This window comes from Candidatus Pantoea carbekii (assembly GCF_000971765.1).
Classification (GTDB): Bacteria; Pseudomonadota; Gammaproteobacteria; order Enterobacterales; family Enterobacteriaceae; genus Pantoea_A; species Pantoea_A carbekii.
In genome coordinates this window covers 832301-849961 of the sequence record NZ_CP010907.1, presented here as the reverse complement: position 1 = coordinate 849961, position 17661 = coordinate 832301, and the positions used below count along the sequence as shown (strand labels likewise).

The 17661-nt window shown below is 29.1% G+C and carries 12 protein-coding genes; 3 read left to right on the top strand and 9 right to left on the bottom strand.

The genetic code is table 11. The features are described from left to right. Positions 1–335 precede the first annotated feature (335 nt). Entirely contained in the window at positions 336–602 is a 267-nt protein-coding gene (locus BMSBPS_RS03030; RefSeq protein WP_022564133.1) for an FAD assembly factor SdhE, read from the bottom strand. A gap of 240 nt (positions 603–842) precedes the next feature. Between BMSBPS_RS03030 and ygfZ the strand changes: the two genes are divergently transcribed. Next, entirely contained in the window at positions 843–1826 is a 984-nt protein-coding gene (ygfZ, locus tag BMSBPS_RS03025) for a tRNA-modifying protein YgfZ (protein WP_046201164.1), read from the top strand. A 119-nt stretch (positions 1827–1945) separates the two neighbouring features. Here the strand turns inward: ygfZ and pepP are convergent, their stop codons facing one another. After that, entirely contained in the window at positions 1946–3268 is a 1323-nt protein-coding gene (gene pepP, locus BMSBPS_RS03020) for a Xaa-Pro aminopeptidase (protein ID WP_022564130.1), read from the bottom strand. Between the two features lie 759 nt (positions 3269–4027). On the opposite strand from pepP, the gene zapA reads away from it, so the two are divergent. Together zapA and BMSBPS_RS03010 are read left to right on the top strand one after the other, a co-directional pair. Further along, positions 4028–4357 (top strand): cell division protein ZapA, encoded by a 330-nt coding sequence (gene zapA, locus BMSBPS_RS03015; RefSeq protein ID WP_022564129.1) that lies wholly within the window; start codon positions 4028–4030, stop codon positions 4355–4357. Positions 4358–4411: 54 nt separating this feature from the next. Continuing rightward, positions 4412–5005 (top strand): 5-formyltetrahydrofolate cyclo-ligase, encoded by a 594-nt coding sequence (locus BMSBPS_RS03010; protein WP_046201163.1) that lies wholly within the window; start codon positions 4412–4414, stop codon positions 5003–5005. Positions 5006–5030: 25 nt separating this feature from the next. On the opposite strand, the gene serA is transcribed toward BMSBPS_RS03010, so the two are convergent. The 7 genes from serA to dnaB all read right to left on the bottom strand — a co-directional run bounded on the left by serA (position 5031) and on the right by dnaB (position 17220). Beyond that, a complete protein-coding gene (gene serA, locus BMSBPS_RS03005; RefSeq protein WP_046201162.1) occupies positions 5031–6272 on the bottom strand; it encodes a phosphoglycerate dehydrogenase in 1242 nt (413 codons plus the stop codon). A gap of 304 nt (positions 6273–6576) precedes the next feature. Continuing rightward, positions 6577–7239 carry a ribose-5-phosphate isomerase RpiA gene (rpiA, locus tag BMSBPS_RS03000; protein ID WP_022564126.1) on the bottom strand — a complete coding sequence of 221 codons (663 nt, stop codon included), beginning with the start codon at positions 7237–7239 and terminating at the stop codon, positions 6577–6579. 779 nt (positions 7240–8018) lie between these two features. Next, complete coding sequence (fbaA, locus tag BMSBPS_RS02995) at positions 8019–9098, bottom strand: class II fructose-bisphosphate aldolase (RefSeq protein ID WP_022564125.1); 1080 nt, start codon at positions 9096–9098, stop codon at positions 8019–8021. Between the two features lie 89 nt (positions 9099–9187). After that, positions 9188–10360, bottom strand: coding sequence for a phosphoglycerate kinase (locus BMSBPS_RS02990; RefSeq protein ID WP_022564124.1), 1173 nt, complete (start codon positions 10358–10360; stop codon positions 9188–9190). 1269 nt (positions 10361–11629) lie between these two features. After that, positions 11630–13621, bottom strand: a complete 1992-nt coding sequence (tkt, locus tag BMSBPS_RS02985) for a transketolase (protein ID WP_022564123.1) — start codon at positions 13619–13621, stop codon at positions 11630–11632. A gap of 881 nt (positions 13622–14502) precedes the next feature. Beyond that, the gene (locus tag BMSBPS_RS02980; RefSeq protein ID WP_022564122.1) at positions 14503–15117 is read right to left on the bottom strand and encodes a YitT family protein; all 615 of its coding nucleotides are present in this window, start codon (positions 15115–15117) and stop codon (positions 14503–14505) included. A 696-nt stretch (positions 15118–15813) separates the two neighbouring features. Then, complete coding sequence (gene dnaB, locus BMSBPS_RS02975) at positions 15814–17220, bottom strand: replicative DNA helicase (protein WP_022564121.1); 1407 nt, start codon at positions 17218–17220, stop codon at positions 15814–15816. Positions 17221–17661: the final 441 nt, after the last annotated feature.

Below are 17661 nucleotides of genomic sequence, written 5' to 3'. Positions count from 1 at the left end.
TATATATTAATAAAATTTTTCTCTTAGACAGATTAACCAACTGATTTATAATCATATCCTAGCAATTAGGATTCTGTTAATTTAAATTGAAAATAGCGACTAACATATCTATGCTATTATGCATATAAATATAATAAAGTAGCTACGCTTAAAATATATAATTTGATTTAAAATTTAAATATTACACTTTATTTACTTAACATATTAATGTTATACATTAAATAATGTTATGAATGAACGTTGTAAATATAAAACCTAATTTTTGTTGAAGCAGATTCACTAGTTACATATTGCACATTAAATAAGACATTTTCTTTTTTTTAAAAGAAATAACATTATAAAAAAAGCTCATTCCTTTTACGTTGAAAATAAAAATCTTGTATAATCTTCACAATATGTTTGATCTGTAAGTCATCGGGCTCATTATTATGTACAATCCAATTCAACAAATCAATATCTTGATTTTTTAACAATTCTTTGAATGCTAATTTATCAGTTACCTTTAATAAATCATACTGATTTTTAAAAAAAGACATAATTATGATTTCTAATTCTAGTAAACCTCTTCGACAGGCTAAATCAAGATAATTTTCATTATACATTTTGCTATATTTCTTTTTAGATCTGTTGATATAAATTATTTATTATATAGTTTATCTATTTTATATTTGTGGTAAACCAAGCCGTAAAATCTACATGCAAGAACTTTAAGAGCAATTACAGATTTTATCTATTCAAATGACTTATAGTCAAAAACTATTAATTCAATACAATTAATTTTTATATAATTTTATCAAAATTAAAAGAACTTAATTTTATTATTAATTAATAAGGTTTTTAAAATGTCAATTTTTATCTTTCCTTCACGAAAAATATCTACAGCATCACAATTACCCTTAACGCTGATATCTCTCGAAGAATGGGCTTTAGTATCCATACAAGGCATTGATAGTAGTTCATATTTACAAACTCAATTGACTATAGATATTTGTAGTATGGAACGTACACGGTATTATTTTGCTGCACATTGTAATGCTCAAGGTAAGATGTGGAGTAATTTATGTCTCTTTCATCATAGACAAGGATATTCATATCTATTACGTCGTAGCGTATGTGAGCAACAGATATCAGAGTTAAAAAAATATGCTATTTTTTCAAAAGTAACTATAATACCTGATAACAATATAGCACTATTAGGTATAGCAGGTGTTGACGCACGTTTTGTTTTATCAAATTTTTTCAATTTATTACCTAATGCTAAAACGTCAATGATAGAAGAAGATGAAACAGTTATATTATGGTTTTCAGAACCTAAGGAGCGTTTTTTACTAGCGACTACCTTTATTAAAGCACAACAGCTTAAAGACAAACTTATATCCGTAGCACAGTTTAACAACAGTAATCAATGGGTAGCATTAGATATTGAAGCAGGAATACCTATAATCGATAGCCCTAATAGTGCTAAGCTGATTCCGCAGGCGACTAATTTACAAATGTTTAATGCTATTAGCTTTAAAAAAGGTTGTTATATAGGTCAAGAAATAGTAACCCGAACTAAGTTTCGTGGTACTAACAAACATGCTTTATATTGGTTACTCGGAAAATGTAGTTTAGTGCCTAAATTGACAGACTCTATGGAATTACAAATAGGAAGTAAATGGCGTAAGACGGGCATTATATTAAGCGCAGTAAAATTAGAAGACGGTAATATATCAGCCCAAGTTGTTCTAAATAATAACTTAAAACCTGACAGTATTTTTCGATTGAATGATGATAACGAAGGAAAATTCACTATTCAAACCTTACCATATTCAATGATACAATAATTAGTTAATTATTAGCACTATTAACGGTATTTAGTTACTTGAAAAGTATTTAATTAGCATCTTTTAGATTTATGCGATTATTTGATTTAATTTTAAATAAATTTTCATTTAATTTGTTGTTAATTGTGTGTTTTTGCCATTATTAACTCTATTTCATTGATATCTTTTACAACACTATTAGTTAGATTTTCATTATTATTTTCAGTAATAAGAATGTCATCTTCAATACGAATGCCAATACCGCGGTATTGCTTGGGCACACTAGTATTATCTGAAGAGATGTATAAACCAGGTTCAACAGTTAATACCATACCTGGTTCTAATATATGATCACGATGTAAGATGCCGTAGTGGCCTACATCGTGCACATCCAAACCTAACCAATGACCTAATCCATGCATAAAAAATGGATAATGAGCTTGTTGTGAAAGTAACGTTTCAAGATTACCTTTTAGTATACCAATATTAAGCAAGTTAAGAGTCATAGTACGTACGACTATGTCATGAATATGATTGATTTTGATACCTGGACGAAATAATGATAATGATTTATATAAACAGTTCAAAACAATATTGTAAAGAATACGTTGCGGTTTACTAAATTTACCGTTAATAGGAAACGTTCGGGTAATATCGGCTGCATAGCCATGAAATTCACAGCCGGCATCGATTAATACTAAATCACCATCACGCATTTCACTATTATTTTCAACGTAATGTAAAATACAAGCATTTTCACCTGCGCCAATAATGACATTGTAAGATGGAAAACGAGCACCATGGAGATTAAATTCATATTGAATTTCGCGTTCTAATTCATATTCAAACATACCAGCACGGCAAATTTGCATTGCACGGATATGTGCTTGCGCACTTATTCTGCAAGCAGAACGCAAAATCTCTATTTCTTCCTTACTTTTGAACAAACGCATTTTATGTACTATTGGGCGCCAATCAGTCAGGGTATTTATTGGTTTAATATGCTGATTGAAACTATTTCGTAGTTTTTCTAATGTATCAAAAACTAGTTGATCAGCTTCTACATTTTCGCCTTGAGCATGATAAAGTACTGTAAGGCCATTAAGTAAAATGTATAATTGTTCGTTAATATTTTCCCAAGGAAAAGCGCGTTCTATTCCTAATTTTAGCGATACTACCTCTTGTCCAAGACGACGACCAGACCAAATTTCCGCCATTAAATCACGTTTTCGATTAAACAATACACTCTGTTGATTTTGTTCATTATGTTTAATTAGTAAGAGTAAAGACTGTGGCTCATTAAAACCTGTAAAATACCAAAAATTACTATTTTGTCGATAAGGATATTGCGTATCATTGCTACGCGTTACTTGCGGTGCAGAAAAAATTAATACTGCACTATTGGATACCATATGTTCAATTAGTGTACGACGACGCTTCTGAAAAATCTCTACAGTAATCATTAAGTACTGACTCCTCCCTATCAGAAAAATTAATTATCAGTCTTTACTATTAGTTTAATTACTTTAACATAAATTATTTAATTTTGAACGTGATATATAGTTTAATGACATTAAAATACAAAGAAATCACTACATATACAATACGCTAATTTCGTAAATATACTCTGTTATTTATTTTATTAACTAAAAATTTTTAATTATTTATAATTCTTATAAACTGTATTTGCATTGTATGTAACTTACTTAATAAATTTACAATACTATTATCTATGTGCTTTTAAAATTACACTAAATTTAAAAAAGTGTTTTATGCTCTTGGACACACATTTGAATAGTTAAATACAGCAATATTATTAGAAAGTAATATGCGAGCATGCACAATTCTTTTGTGGTGTATTATATTCTATTAGTTTTTATATGCGAAAACAATTTGATAACTTAATAAGTTTCAATGATTATCTGATTAATTTTTAGCTAAAAATAATATAGATGATATATTGCTTTGGTATTATTTTTACTCTTTACTGAAATTGTACTGTAATATAAAATGTTGTAGATAAGTATTGTATTTATAGATATAAATTTTGTATTTCGTTAATAAAATTAATGTGTATTATTATCTAGTTAAATTTTTAGAGTTCTTAGAAAGAAAACATGTGAATTATTTCTATAATCTTTAGATATAAAGTAGTTTTATACTTCCTAGGTCAATAGTTTTTGAATGGGAGCAGTTAACAGAACTACAATCAGGAAGGTAGCATGTCTGCACAACCGGTAGATATTCAGATTTTTGGTCGTTCATTAAGAGTCAATTGCCCTTTTGAACATCAAGAAGCGCTGAAAGCAGCAGCAGAAGATCTGAATAAACGATTGCAAGATTTAAAAATACGCACTAGAGTTACTAATATAGAACAATTAGCTCTTATTGCTGCATTAAATATTTGTCACGAACTCGCACAAGAAAAAACTAAAATACGCGATTCTGCAACTAATATGGAAAAACGTATTCGAATTTTACAGCAAAGTATCGAACAAATATTAGCTGAGCATGCTCTTATAATTAATCGAAAAGATGCTAAATTTGAATAATCATCATTCATCTAACGTCATGCTTTTACGTTTATATATTTAAAATATAAAAAAATGTTAAAATCTTTATTATTCGATCGCCATACTGTCCGTCAACATATGCGTTATCTACGTCGTAATTTAACGCATGAACAACAAAATGAAGCTGGTATTATGTTAGCCGAGCAGGCAATGAAATTCGTTTCTATTGCTCATGCACAACATATTACATTATTTCTGTCTACCGACGGTGAGATAGATACGTTTTATCTTATAAAAATGCTATGGAAAACAAAAAAACAAGTTTATCTACCTGTGTTACATCCTTTTTCGCCTGGATATTTGTTATTTTTTCGTTATACTCCGAAAACTTTACTTCAACTTAACAAATTTTACATTTTAGAACCCTTTTTAGATATCACACAAATGATTACTCTGGAGCAGATAGATATTATATTAGTACCGATGGTAGCATTTAATGATCAAGGTCAACGTTTGGGAATGGGGGGAGGATTTTATGACCGTACATTACAAAATTGGCAACAATACCATTTTTTGCCAATTGGCATTGCACATGATTTTCAACATATGACACAATTACCAATAGCTAATTGGGATATTTGTCTACCAGTTATTTTAACTCCATCGAAAATTTGGTATTGTTATTAAGAATGAGACATAACGATTTTCTAAATTAATACAGAAGACGAGTGCGAATAGTACCAGGTATCATCTTTATCAATTTCAGTGCGTGATCTGCCAGTACACTTTGTTTAGTATTAATATCAATTACTACGTAACCTATTAAGGAAGAGGTTTGTAAATATTGAGCTGCAATATTAATTCCTTGCTTAGCAAATATTTGATTAATTGCAGTTAGTACACCTGGGCGATTTTCGTGTATATGTAATAGACGACTAGTATTAGCTATATGTATTGGAAGTGAAACTTCTGGAAAATTAACAGCTGAAAGCGTAGAACCATTATCAGAGTATTTTATTAATTTCTCAGAAACCTCTACTCCTATATTTTGTTGGGCTTCCTGAGTTGAACCGCCAATATGTGGCGTTAAAATCACGTTATCGAATTTACACAGCGGTGAATCGAAGGGATCATTATTAGTCGCTGGTTCTTCTGGAAAAACATCAATAGCAGCACCTGCTAAATGCTTACTGGAAAGTGCATTGCAAAGAGCTGTGATATCAATTACTTTACCCCTTGCTGCATTGATTAATAGTGATCCACGCTTCATCAATGCTAATTCTTTAGCACCTATCATGTTATAGGTCATAAGAGTTTCGGGAACATGTAAACTAACAACATCACTCATCTTCAGTATCTCAGTAAGAGAACGTATACGAGTAACGTTACCTAATGGCAACTTATTTTCTATATCATAAAAAAATACATTCATACCAAGGCTTTCTGCTAATACACCAAGTTGCATACCGATATGACCGTATCCAATAATGCCTAGTTTTTTACCACGAGCTTCATATGAACCGACGGCTACCTTATTCCAAATGCCATTGTGTGCTTGAACATTAGCTGTGGGGATGCCACGCAACATAAGTAACATTTCGCCAATCACTAATTCTGCTACGGATCGAGTGTTAGAAAATGGAGCATTAAAAACTGGAATACCACGTTTGCTCGTTTCATTTAAATCAACTTGGTTAATACCAATACAAAAACATCCTATTGCAATTAACTTCGTAGCTCCTTCAAGTATCTCTTTAGTTAATTGAGTACCAGATCGAATACCAATAAAATGGACATCTTGGATAGCAGATTTTAATACATTTACATTTAATCTCCCGTGGTGAAATTCAATATTGGTATATCCTGCTGCACGTAAATTATTTAATGCACTTTCATTGATGCCTTCTAATAATAAAAATTTTATTTTTCCTTTTTCTAAGGATACTTTTTCCATTTTATAACCTTGATAAACTTTAATAATAAGATAGAAAATCACATACATTAATTCTTTGTGAAAATCTAAAAAATTTTGTACACGGAAATATAGAGAACTTTTATTCTATAATACAATCATATATACAGTATGAAAATCGATTATATGATGCTGGAAATTGATTCTTTAATTTTTAATATTAAATGTTGTCCAATAGTAAATATTATTATTAACGTATTAAATATGCTGTTTAGGATATCTTCAATTGTAAGGCTATATAAAAATAGAATAATATATTTTAAAAATTTATAAATTACTTAATATTTTATTTAATAATAGTTTTGATACCAGTAGTTGTACTAATCAAAGCTATATTTGCTGCCGTGTGTATCGCAAATAAACCAACAGTAACTACGCCTGGCAATGAATTAATAGTTTTCTCTAGATAAACAGGATCAGTGATATGTAAATTATGGACGTCAAGAATAATATTACCATTGTCAGTAATTGTACCAACACGATATTTTGGTAAACCACCAAGTTTAACTAACTCACGTGTTATGTATGTACGTGCCATTGGAATGATTTCTATTGGTAACGGAAATTTTCCTAACTGTTCTACTTTTTTAGATTCATCAACGATACAAATAAATTTCTTTGCTGCGGCTGCAATAATTTTTTCACGAGTCAGTGCTGCACCACCTCCTTTAATCATTTGTAAATTACAATTTATTTCATCTGCGCTATCAACATAGACTATGACTTCATCAACTTCGTTAAGATCAAGTACTGGTATTCCTAAGGATTTCAATTGTTTAGTTGAAGAATTAGAGCTAGAAACTGCACCGTTGATGCTATTTTTGATAGAGGCAAGCGCATAAATAAAATGAGCAACAGTCGAACCACTACCAACACCAATTACCGTACCTGGTAGAATATAATCCAGCGCACTCCAACTCACTGCTTTTTTTAGTTCTTCCTGGATCATAGTTATATTTAAAACCTATCTAATTGATAAAAAATAAATTTTATATCTAAAGTTTTAAAAATTGCTTTTACTTTAACGGAGACAGAAAAATTTTTAAGTCATTAGACAATAAATAGTTATTATAATAATATTTTTATTTATTATGGTAGTACTTTATATATATTAAATATTTTAACTAAAGGAAGATAACTTTCAACAAAGATCACTGCGAAATTTTTTAAAAATTCATTACACACTATATGTTATTAATATTATATTTAGATATTACACGTTATAATTTTTTTAATTTTAAGTTAAAAAATATTTTTTATATTTATTTTGTTTTTTTAATTTATATAAATTGCTTTCGTAACTTTCTTTAGTATACGAAATTAGTAATAAATTTTAAAAAACCATGTATAATAGAATTGATTTTTTCATTCCTATAATATGAATTTATAAATTATTAATATTTTAATACGAAATATTATTTATAATATTCATTATGAATTATATTAAATAATTTTAAATCTATTATTTTTTAGAGATACTATTATTAATAGTGATGTTAAGATAACAGTATATTTATAAGCTATCTAATACAATTTCCTTTATTTATATTTTTAAAATGCATATATTAACAGCATAACTCATACTAATATTAGTAATATGAGATTCATTTGCTATTCACTTTTAATGATTGAGCAATCATATTAATTTTATATATAAATAGACAATATATTCAATTATAAGAATACTTAAATTAAATACAGAGCTATTTGTATAGTAATAACTACATATTATAATACATTGATTGCATTTAGTTCTTTAAAAGCTTTTTCTAAACGACTAACCATGGAAGATTGTGCAGCACGTAGCCAAATACGCGGATCATAATATTTTTTGTTTGGGCTATTTGAATCATTTGAGTTACCTAACTGACTTTGTAAGAAATCTTTATTGGATTGATAATACTTCAAAATACCGCTCCAGATTGCCCATTGCGTATCAGTATCAACATTCATTTTAATTACACCATAGGCAATAGACTCTATGATTTCTGCTTTAGAAGAACCTGAACCACCGTGAAAAACAAAGTTTAAAGAATTATACAGTAAGTTATTTTTTTCACTAACATATTTTTGTGAGTCACGTAAAATTTTTGGCATTAAATGTACATGACCAGACTTATAAACTCCGTGTACATTGCCAAAGGAAGCAGCTATAGTAAAACGGTTGCTAATTTTACTTAACATTGTATAAGCATAATTAACATCTTCTGGTTTACTATATAATACAGACTTATCAACATAGTTATTGTTTATACCGTCTTCTTCTCCACCAGTTATACCTAATTCTATCTCTAATGTCATACCTATTTTTGACATTCGTTTTAAATATTTACTACATATTTCAATATTTTCCTCTAATGATTCTTCAGAAAGATCTATCATATGAGAAGAAAATAATGGATTACCAGTTTTTTTAAAATGTTCTTCACCGACATCTAAAAGACCATCTATCCACGGTAATAATTTTTTAGAACAATGGTCAGTATGTAAAATAATTGGTACATCATATTTCTTGGCCATTAGATGAACATGGTTTGCTCCTGCAATTGCCCCTATAATAGCTGCCTCTTGTGGTTTACTATTTTTATAACCTTTACCTGCAATAAATGCAGCACCATTATTTGAAAATTGAATTATGGCTGGTGCTTTTACTTTAGCTGCCGCTTCCAATACTGCATTAATAGAATCACTACCAATACAATTAACTGCTGGAAGAGCAAATCTATTTTCTTTTGCTATTGTGAAAATTGTCTGTATGTCATCTCCGGTAACAACACCAGAGTTTACGAAATTAGAAATTTTACGCATAGTTACTCCATGCTATTTAATAGTATGATGCTATTTATTACTAAACAGGGATTGAATGTTGCATTTGAGTAGAATTTATGTAAATAAAATTAAAGATCTCTTTGTGCGAATTCTTCTAATGCAGCAATTGCAGGTAATTTTTTTCCTTCTATAAACTTAAGAAATGCACCACCACCTGTGCATATATAAGAAATTTTATCTTTGATATTAAATAAGTCGATAGCTGCTAACGTATCACCTCCGCCTGCAACCGAAAATGCATTACTTTCAGCAATAGCATTAGCAATACTTTCAGTGCCTTTACGAAAATTTTGTAATTCAAACATACCAACTGGACCATTCCATAGAATAGTCTTTGCTTTTTTTAATATGTTAGCCATATTTTGTGCGGTTTCATCTCCAAAATCCATGATTTTATCATTATCTTCTATTTCAGAAATTTTTTTCACCTTTACTGATTCAGCCTCAAACAATTCTGTACTACTAATACGGCAATCAGTTGGAAGTGGAATATGATAATTATCACGCAAATTTTTAGCTATCTTAATGAAATTTTTTTCGCAAAGAGATTTTCCAACTTTGTTATCAATAGCTAAGAAAGTATTTGCTATACCACCACCGACAATAACTGTATCAGCTATTTTTACTAATGATGTTAATATATTAAATTTAGTTGATATTTTGGAACCGCCTACGATAACTATTAAAGGACGCTGGGGATTAGTCATCACTTTGCTTAATGCTTTTAATTCAGCACATAACAGTGGACCTGCACAAGCAATAGCTGCAAATCTACTTATACCATGTGTTGATGCCTGTGCACGATGTGCACTTCCAAAAGCATCCATAACAAAAACATCGCATAATTCAGCATATTTTTTTGATAGCGCTTGATCATTTGTATGTTCACCTTTGTTAAAACGAACGTTTTCTAGCACTATTAATTCATCTGAATGAACCTCAATACCATCTAAATATTTTTTTGACAAGCTAACTTTGATCCCTTTTAAAGCATTGCTTAGATATTTAACTATTGGCAAAAGAGAAAATTGTTCATCATGCGTACCTTCTATTGGACGACCTAAATGAGAAGTAAGCATTACTTTTGCACCTTGTTGTATGAGTATTTTAATGGTCGGTAAAGATGCACATATACGTGCATCAGACGTGATCTTACCGTTTTGTAATGGTACATTAAGATCGGCACGGATTAAAACACGCTTACCAGAAAGATTGAGATCCGTCATTTTAATCATTGGCATTTTCAAACCTCATGTATTCTTCATGAATTCAATTAAATATTAATATGGCCTTAAAGAAAATAATTATTATTTACCATATCATATTAAATTTTTATCTATATTATGATTAATAAATTATATTTGGTATCATACATAATGATATTTTATATAGCCGTATAAACTGCAAGTGAATTTTATTTAAATTACAGTAAATATATCAATTAACTTTCAGTTTAACAAAATACCTTTAAAATAAATTGAATACATTTATTAATTTCATAGCATTTTATTAATAACTAAAATCACTAAATGCTATTTATATTAGAACATTTTATAAAAAATTGCTTCGATAAGAAAAATTTTAAAAATACAAGTCATGAGCGGTAAAAAAATTGTGTTTACTGAAATAATTCGACTATTAATTGAATAATGTTAAAAATTGGCATAGATTGACTTGTATGAATATTAGTCTCAGTCGAATATCAAAAGTAGCGTGTATCACTGAATAAAGATTCGCCCACACTTTCCATTAAAATTATGAGATCATCATTTAATTAAAAAAATTTACAAAAAAACAGTGTAGCATATCTTTATCAAGAATTTCATGAAACTATTTAAAATTCATTATTCTAACCAGGTATAGTAATTTTTCAATATAATAACCAACTGTATAAAAATAATGACTTTTTCTCTCTGGCTGAAGATATGTCTAATGTGTTTGCAATTATTCGTATATATCTAATATACTAATATAATAAAAGATCTATAATTTTTTATTAATAAAAATCGAAATAAACGCAAATTAAATACTTAATATGTATTACTATTAATAAACAGATTTTCATTCATATAATATATTTTAAATAGCCATAGTTATTTCCAATTTTCTATTGGAATCGATGTACCATTCTAGTCTATTCATTCATCCATTAATAAATACTAATACTATAATTTAAAATCCCGATTTAACTTTATGTAGTAAAGGAAACATATTCCAGACGATCTTACTAAACTTATTAATTGATTGTATTACACGCAAGATTATTTCTATTTTTTAAAAACGTTTTTAATGAAAATATAGTGTTTACTAAAAAGCTTTATTATTTAAATAATTTGATTTACATTGTAAAAATACATCAACTGAATCATCGTAATACAATATTATTTAAAGTTACATCCTGTGAAATAATCATTCTACTTTATATACAAGCATTATAGGATTAAGATAATAAGGAATGAATTATAAAAAACGTGACAGGGTTTTTTATCTATTAATAATGACTAACACTATCATAAAATCGATTTTGCTTTAGCAACAATATTAGATACAGTGAATCCAAATTCCTCAAATAGCTTTTCATTTGGTGCCGATTCACCGAACGTATTCATTCCAATTACTGCACCCTTAAGACCAGTGTACTTAAACCAATAATCTGCTATGCCCGCTTCAATAGCTAAACGTGCTTCAACAGCCTTTGGTAGCACAGATTCAATGTATTCTTTTGTTTGTTTATCAAATACATCAGTAGATGGCATAGATACTACACGCACCTTGTAACCTTCGTTGCTTAGTTCAATATAAGCATCTATTGCTAGTTGGACTTCTGAACCGGTAGCGATTAAAATTAACTCCGCTTGTTCTTTGCTGTCTTTCAGTATATAACCACCACGTACTATATTTTCTAATTGTTCAATATTCCGATTCTGCTGTGATAAATTTTGACGAGAAAAGATTAATATCGAAGGACCATCTAAACGCTCAACAGCATATTTCCACGCTACCGCAGATTCTACTTGATCACATGGGCGCCAAAGATTTATATTTGGAATCGTACGAAGACTGGCTATTTGCTCAATTGGTTGGTGGGTAGGACCATCTTCGCCTAAACCTATTGAATCATGAGTATAAATGATAATATGATGAAGATTCATCATGGCTGCCATACGAACTGCATTACGTGCATATTCTGAAAACATTAAAAATGTCGCAGTATATGGCAGAAAACCACCATGTAATGCAATACCATTAGCAATTGCAGTCATACCAAATTCACGAACACCATAATGTATGTAGTTTCCTGCTGGATCTTCATTAATTGGTTTGGAACCAGACCACATCGTTAGGTTACTTGGTGCTAGATCTGCAGAGCCACCGAGATATTCTGATAACGTTTTACCAAATTCCTCAAGAATATTTTGGGACGCTTGACGGGTAGCTATTTTCTTCGGATTTGCATGTAGCTGTTGAATTAATTTCTGTGAAGTAATATACCAATTAACTGGTAATTTATTGTATATACGACGCTTAAATTCTACAGCTAATTTCGGATACATTTTTGCATAAGCAGAAAATTTTTTTTTCCAATCATTCTCTTTTTTCTCACCACATTTTTTTGCATCCCAAGATGAATATATATGATCAGGAATTTCAAACGGTGCATACTTCCATTCCAGTTGACGACGTGTTAGTATAATTTCTTCGTCTCCTAAAGGTGCACCATGCGAATTGTGTGTACCTGCTTTATGGGGAGAACCAAAACCGATAACAGTTTTACATATTAATAAAGAAGGCATATCATGGGTGCTTTTTGCTTCATTAATTGCTTTTCTAATAGCATTACTATCATGCCCATTGATATCACGAATAACATGCCAACCATAGGATTCGAAACGCTTAGCAGTATCATCAGTAAACCAACCTTTAACATCTCCATCAATAGAGATACCATTGTCATCGTAAAAAGCAAATAGCTTACCTAATTTTAATGTACCAGCTATAGAACTCGCTTCATGCGAAATACCTTCCATCATACAACCATCTCCAAGAAATACGTAGGTATTGTGATTTACAATATCATAATCTGGACGATTGAACTGTGCTGCTAATGTACGCTCAGCAATTGCAAATCCAATAGCATTTGCAAAACCTTGACCTAACGGACCAGTAGTAGTTTCTATACCTGGAGTGCGATTATATTCTGGATGACCTGGAGTTTTTGAACGAAATTGACGAAAGTTTTGTAATTCATTTATTGATAAATCATAGCCAGTAAGATGTAGAAGGCTATAAATTAGCATAGAAGCATGACCATTAGATAATATAAAACGATCACGATTTATCCAATGTGGATTGATAGGATTATGATTCATAAATTCACGCCATAAAACTTCAGCAATATCCGCCATACCCATTGGCGCACCAGGATGTCCTGAGGTGGCTTTTTGTACTGCATCCATACTTAGTACTCGAATAGCATTAGCTAACTCTTTACGAGAAGGCATATTATACTCCAATTTATTCATAATGTTCTAAACTTTATTAAGTACACTTAATAAAGTGAAATCAACATTTCATATTTTTGTTTTAAATATGTATGGATTTTAAAGTTATATAATTTATAAATAATAATATTAAAATTAGTATGATTCAGTAATCGTTACTTTTAATAACTTTAAATTTCATTTTTTTAAATTAAAATGCATGAATGCTGTGTTAATTATAAAAATAATATTTTCTGTTTATTTATTTTAATGCCTCTTACATAATTATATAATCATTTTATATAAAATTACGATACAATCTAATTACATATTAAGATAATCTTAATGAATGATAACATATATTCTAATTTTTAGAACTAAAAAATATTATAATAATCTTATTGTTTTCTATTATAATGTGTATAAAAATTATGCAATGCATGATGAAATTTCATCATGCATCATGAAAATTTTCATGTTAACAAAATAAATTTATTGATGTTCTTTTAATTAAAATTTTTTCTAATTTAAATTAGAAAAAATTTTATAAATTTACAAATTAAGAATTTTTATTGAGAAGATTATTTAATATGGCATATATATAATATATGCATATCATATAAAATAATAATATTATTTAAACGTCACATGTAATAGTAGTAATATACTTAATGTATCAAATCAAAAATTTTAAAAAATTTGTTAATAAATTCAAATTGTATAAAATATTTTATCAGTATGATACATACATTATAAATGTGTAGAAATGCTTAATAAATTGCAATTGTCATACCTATAAATATATTGAGATAAAATAATTACTACCGATATGATGAAAATCACTTAAAATATACAATGTTTACAATGCTTAATTAACATGTAGCAAAATAATAAAACAAAGATTAAGCTATATAGCGATCAGGACGATGGTTTATTGCAATAATACAATTTAGCATCATTGCACCCAATATTGATGCAACAAGCATAGGAGTTGAAACCACCAGTAACGAAATTAATAATATACAAATATCTACCGCCATTTGTAATTTTCCTGCACTTAAGCCAATACGATCTTGTAGCCACAATGCTAATATATTAATACCACCCAGACTAGCTCTATGACGAAATAATACTATAAAGCCAAACCCTATCAAAATATTACCGAATAGCGTGGCATAAAAAGGATTTAATGCAGTAAAATGCACAAATAATGGATGAATATAAGTAAATAATGACACTAGACCTACAGCAAAAAATGTTTTAAGAGTAAATTCCCATCCCATTCTTTGAACAGCTAACCAATAAAAAGGTAAATTAATAAGAAAAAATACACTACTAAAAGAAAGTGATGTTACATAACTAATTAAAAAAGCTATACCTGCCGAGCTGCCCGTAAGTGCTCCAGCTTTTTTTAACATTAATACGCCAAACGATACTACGAACGTACCAAGTACGATTGCTAAACCATCCTCCACACGAGAATGTGAAATTCTAGCAGATTGAAAAACCTTATCCATGAAATATTCTCATTACAAATAATGCGCTTTGAAGTACAAATGACGCAACATAATTTAATATTCTATCTCCACACTAAATGTTGATGTATTATCATATTGTTAAATGATTTATTTTTTTTAAGATTTGGTTGATCAATACTGTATTTTACACAATTAATTTATATTTTTATTTTAGAGTGATGTTTTTACATAATTATATATGGTATGAACTATATATATACATTTTATTAAAACATTCTGATTTACTGTTTTACTTATTTACTTTAAAAAATTCAGACTTAATACTTTAAAATTTTAATTATTCAATTTGAATAGTGTTTTATTTAGAGTATGATGCTTGATTACAAGATTTAATACTAATAATTATATTGTTAAATAAATAATAGTAAATAGCACATAAATGATTAAAAAAAATTAGAATCGTAGTTTTTTGACTCTTTTAATATTTATGATATTTAGGGAAATAATAATAAATATTAAATTAATTTTTTAAAATTTAAAATTAATCAAAAGATATTATACCAAAAAAATAATTCATAATCAATGATTATATTATATAATTAAATGTAATTATTAATATTAATAATACATATATTCTTTCATTAAATTTTATAGTGCGTTGTAAAAATTTATATTCAATACAAGTTAAACTGCATATTTTAATTTATTTATATATAATACTTGATATATTAATAATTAATCATAATTATATTGTGAACCAGCATAGTTATCAAAACGTGACCACCGTCCATTAAAAGTTAATCGTATTGTTCCAATTGGACCATTTCGATGTTTACCAATTATGATTTCAGCAACACCTTTTAGATCACTATTTTCATGGTAAACTTCATCACGATAAATAAAAATAATCAAATCTGCATCTTGTTCGATTGAACCTGATTCACGTAGATCTGAATTCACTGGACGTTTGTCAGCTCGCTGTTCTAGTGAACGATTCAGTTGTGAAAGTGCCACAACTGGCACATTAAGCTCTTTTGCTAATGATTTAAGAGATCGGGAAATTTCTGCTATTTCTAGCGTACGATTATCTGATAATATAGGTACACGCATTAGCTGTAAGTAATCAATCATAATAAGACTGAGACCACCATTTTCACGAAATATCCGACGTGAACGAGCACGTACCTCATTTGGTGTCAGACTTGAAGAATCATCAATATATATATTTTTCTTATCAAGCAAAATTCTTATTGTACTGGAAATACGAGCCCAATCTTCATCTTCGAGTTGACCAGTACGCATGCGTGTCTGATCAACACGTGATAATGATGCTAACATACGCATCATTAATTGCTCACCAGGCATTTCCAAGCTGAAAATAAGTACTGGTTTGTGATTTAACATGGCAGCATTTTCACATAAATTCATAGCAAAAGCAGTTTTTCCCATTGAAGGACGTGCTGCAACAACAATCAGATCAGATGCTTGTAATCCAGCAGTTTTTTTATTTAAATCCTGATAACCTGTATCAATACCGGTTAGACCATTCTGTGATGTAGATACTAGCGATTCAATACGAGATATTGTTGTATCAAGAATTTTTTCGATATTCTGCGGACCTTCATCTTTATTAATACGTTGCTCAGCAATTTTAAAAACACTAGATTCTGCAAAATCAAGTAGTTCTTCACTGCTTCGTCCCTGGGGATTATAACCCGCATTAGCAATTTGATTTGCTACTGATATTATCTCGCGTATTATAGCACGTTCACGTATGATATTAGCATAAGCACTGATGTTTGCAGCACTGGGTGTATTTTTTGCTAACTCTGCTAAATAAGCGAAACCACCTGCCATTTCTAGCTCACCCCGAACCTCTAAGGATTCTGAAAGGGTTATTAAGTCAATAGGTTGGCCTGTTTCAAGCAATTGCTCCATCTGACAGAATATCATTCGGTGCGAACGATTAAAAAAATCGGCGGCTGCTACACACCCACAGATACTGTCCCAGCGTTCATTATCTAACATTAACCCACCGAGAACGGATTGTTCTGCCTCGATAGAATGTGGCAATATTTTCACGCCTTCCAATTGACGATCATGAAGTGCATTCAATTTATTACTGGGTTTATATCCTACCATAATCAATGTATGACCGATCGTAAAAAGGAGATGTATTTATCATGGAGTATGATAAATTTTCAAAAAAATTAAAATTAAATAATTTTCTTATTTTATATTACATATACTAATCCGGTATTAGTATATTGATTTTCATATATTAATTATCATTTTTCAGTGAATTTGTATTTCACTTGTGCATATTTTCTGTAAGTAACTAACATTCTTTTAATTACAAACAGAAAGTTATATTGAAAGATATTAAATCTTTTTAAAAAAATATGAATTTTTATTGATAGAATATTATCTATTGATAATTACCTAATTCAATATCTACGTTAAATTTTAAAAATGATATGATATTAGCTTAATGATTCTAAGATAGATTTTATAAAAAACACTTACTTTAATTTGCTTTTACTTTATCTGCAAACCGGATACACTGTACTCTGTAAAATTTTA

Excerpts from the sequence above, each read along its gene's own strand:
- BMSBPS_RS03030 (WP_022564133.1), bottom strand. The coding sequence starts at position 602 with ATGTATAATGAAAATTATCTTGATTTAGCCTGTCGAAGAGGTTTACTA.
- ygfZ (WP_046201164.1), top strand. The coding sequence starts at position 843 with ATGTCAATTTTTATCTTTCCTTCACGAAAAATATCTACAGCATCACAA.
- pepP (WP_022564130.1), bottom strand. The coding sequence starts at position 3,268 with ATGATTACTGTAGAGATTTTTCAGAAGCGTCGTCGTACACTAATTGAA.
- zapA (WP_022564129.1), top strand. The coding sequence starts at position 4,028 with ATGTCTGCACAACCGGTAGATATTCAGATTTTTGGTCGTTCATTAAGA.
- BMSBPS_RS03010 (WP_046201163.1), top strand. The coding sequence starts at position 4,412 with ATGTTAAAATCTTTATTATTCGATCGCCATACTGTCCGTCAACATATG.
- serA (WP_046201162.1), bottom strand. The coding sequence starts at position 6,272 with ATGGAAAAAGTATCCTTAGAAAAAGGAAAAATAAAATTTTTATTATTA.
- rpiA (WP_022564126.1), bottom strand. The coding sequence starts at position 7,239 with ATGATCCAGGAAGAACTAAAAAAAGCAGTGAGTTGGAGTGCGCTGGAT.
- fbaA (WP_022564125.1), bottom strand. The coding sequence starts at position 9,098 with ATGCGTAAAATTTCTAATTTCGTAAACTCTGGTGTTGTTACCGGAGAT.
- BMSBPS_RS02990 (WP_022564124.1), bottom strand. The coding sequence starts at position 10,360 with ATGCCAATGATTAAAATGACGGATCTCAATCTTTCTGGTAAGCGTGTT.
- tkt (WP_022564123.1), bottom strand. The coding sequence starts at position 13,621 with ATGCCTTCTCGTAAAGAGTTAGCTAATGCTATTCGAGTACTAAGTATG.
- BMSBPS_RS02980 (WP_022564122.1), bottom strand. The coding sequence starts at position 15,117 with ATGGATAAGGTTTTTCAATCTGCTAGAATTTCACATTCTCGTGTGGAG.
- dnaB (WP_022564121.1), bottom strand. The coding sequence starts at position 17,220 with ATGGTAGGATATAAACCCAGTAATAAATTGAATGCACTTCATGATCGT.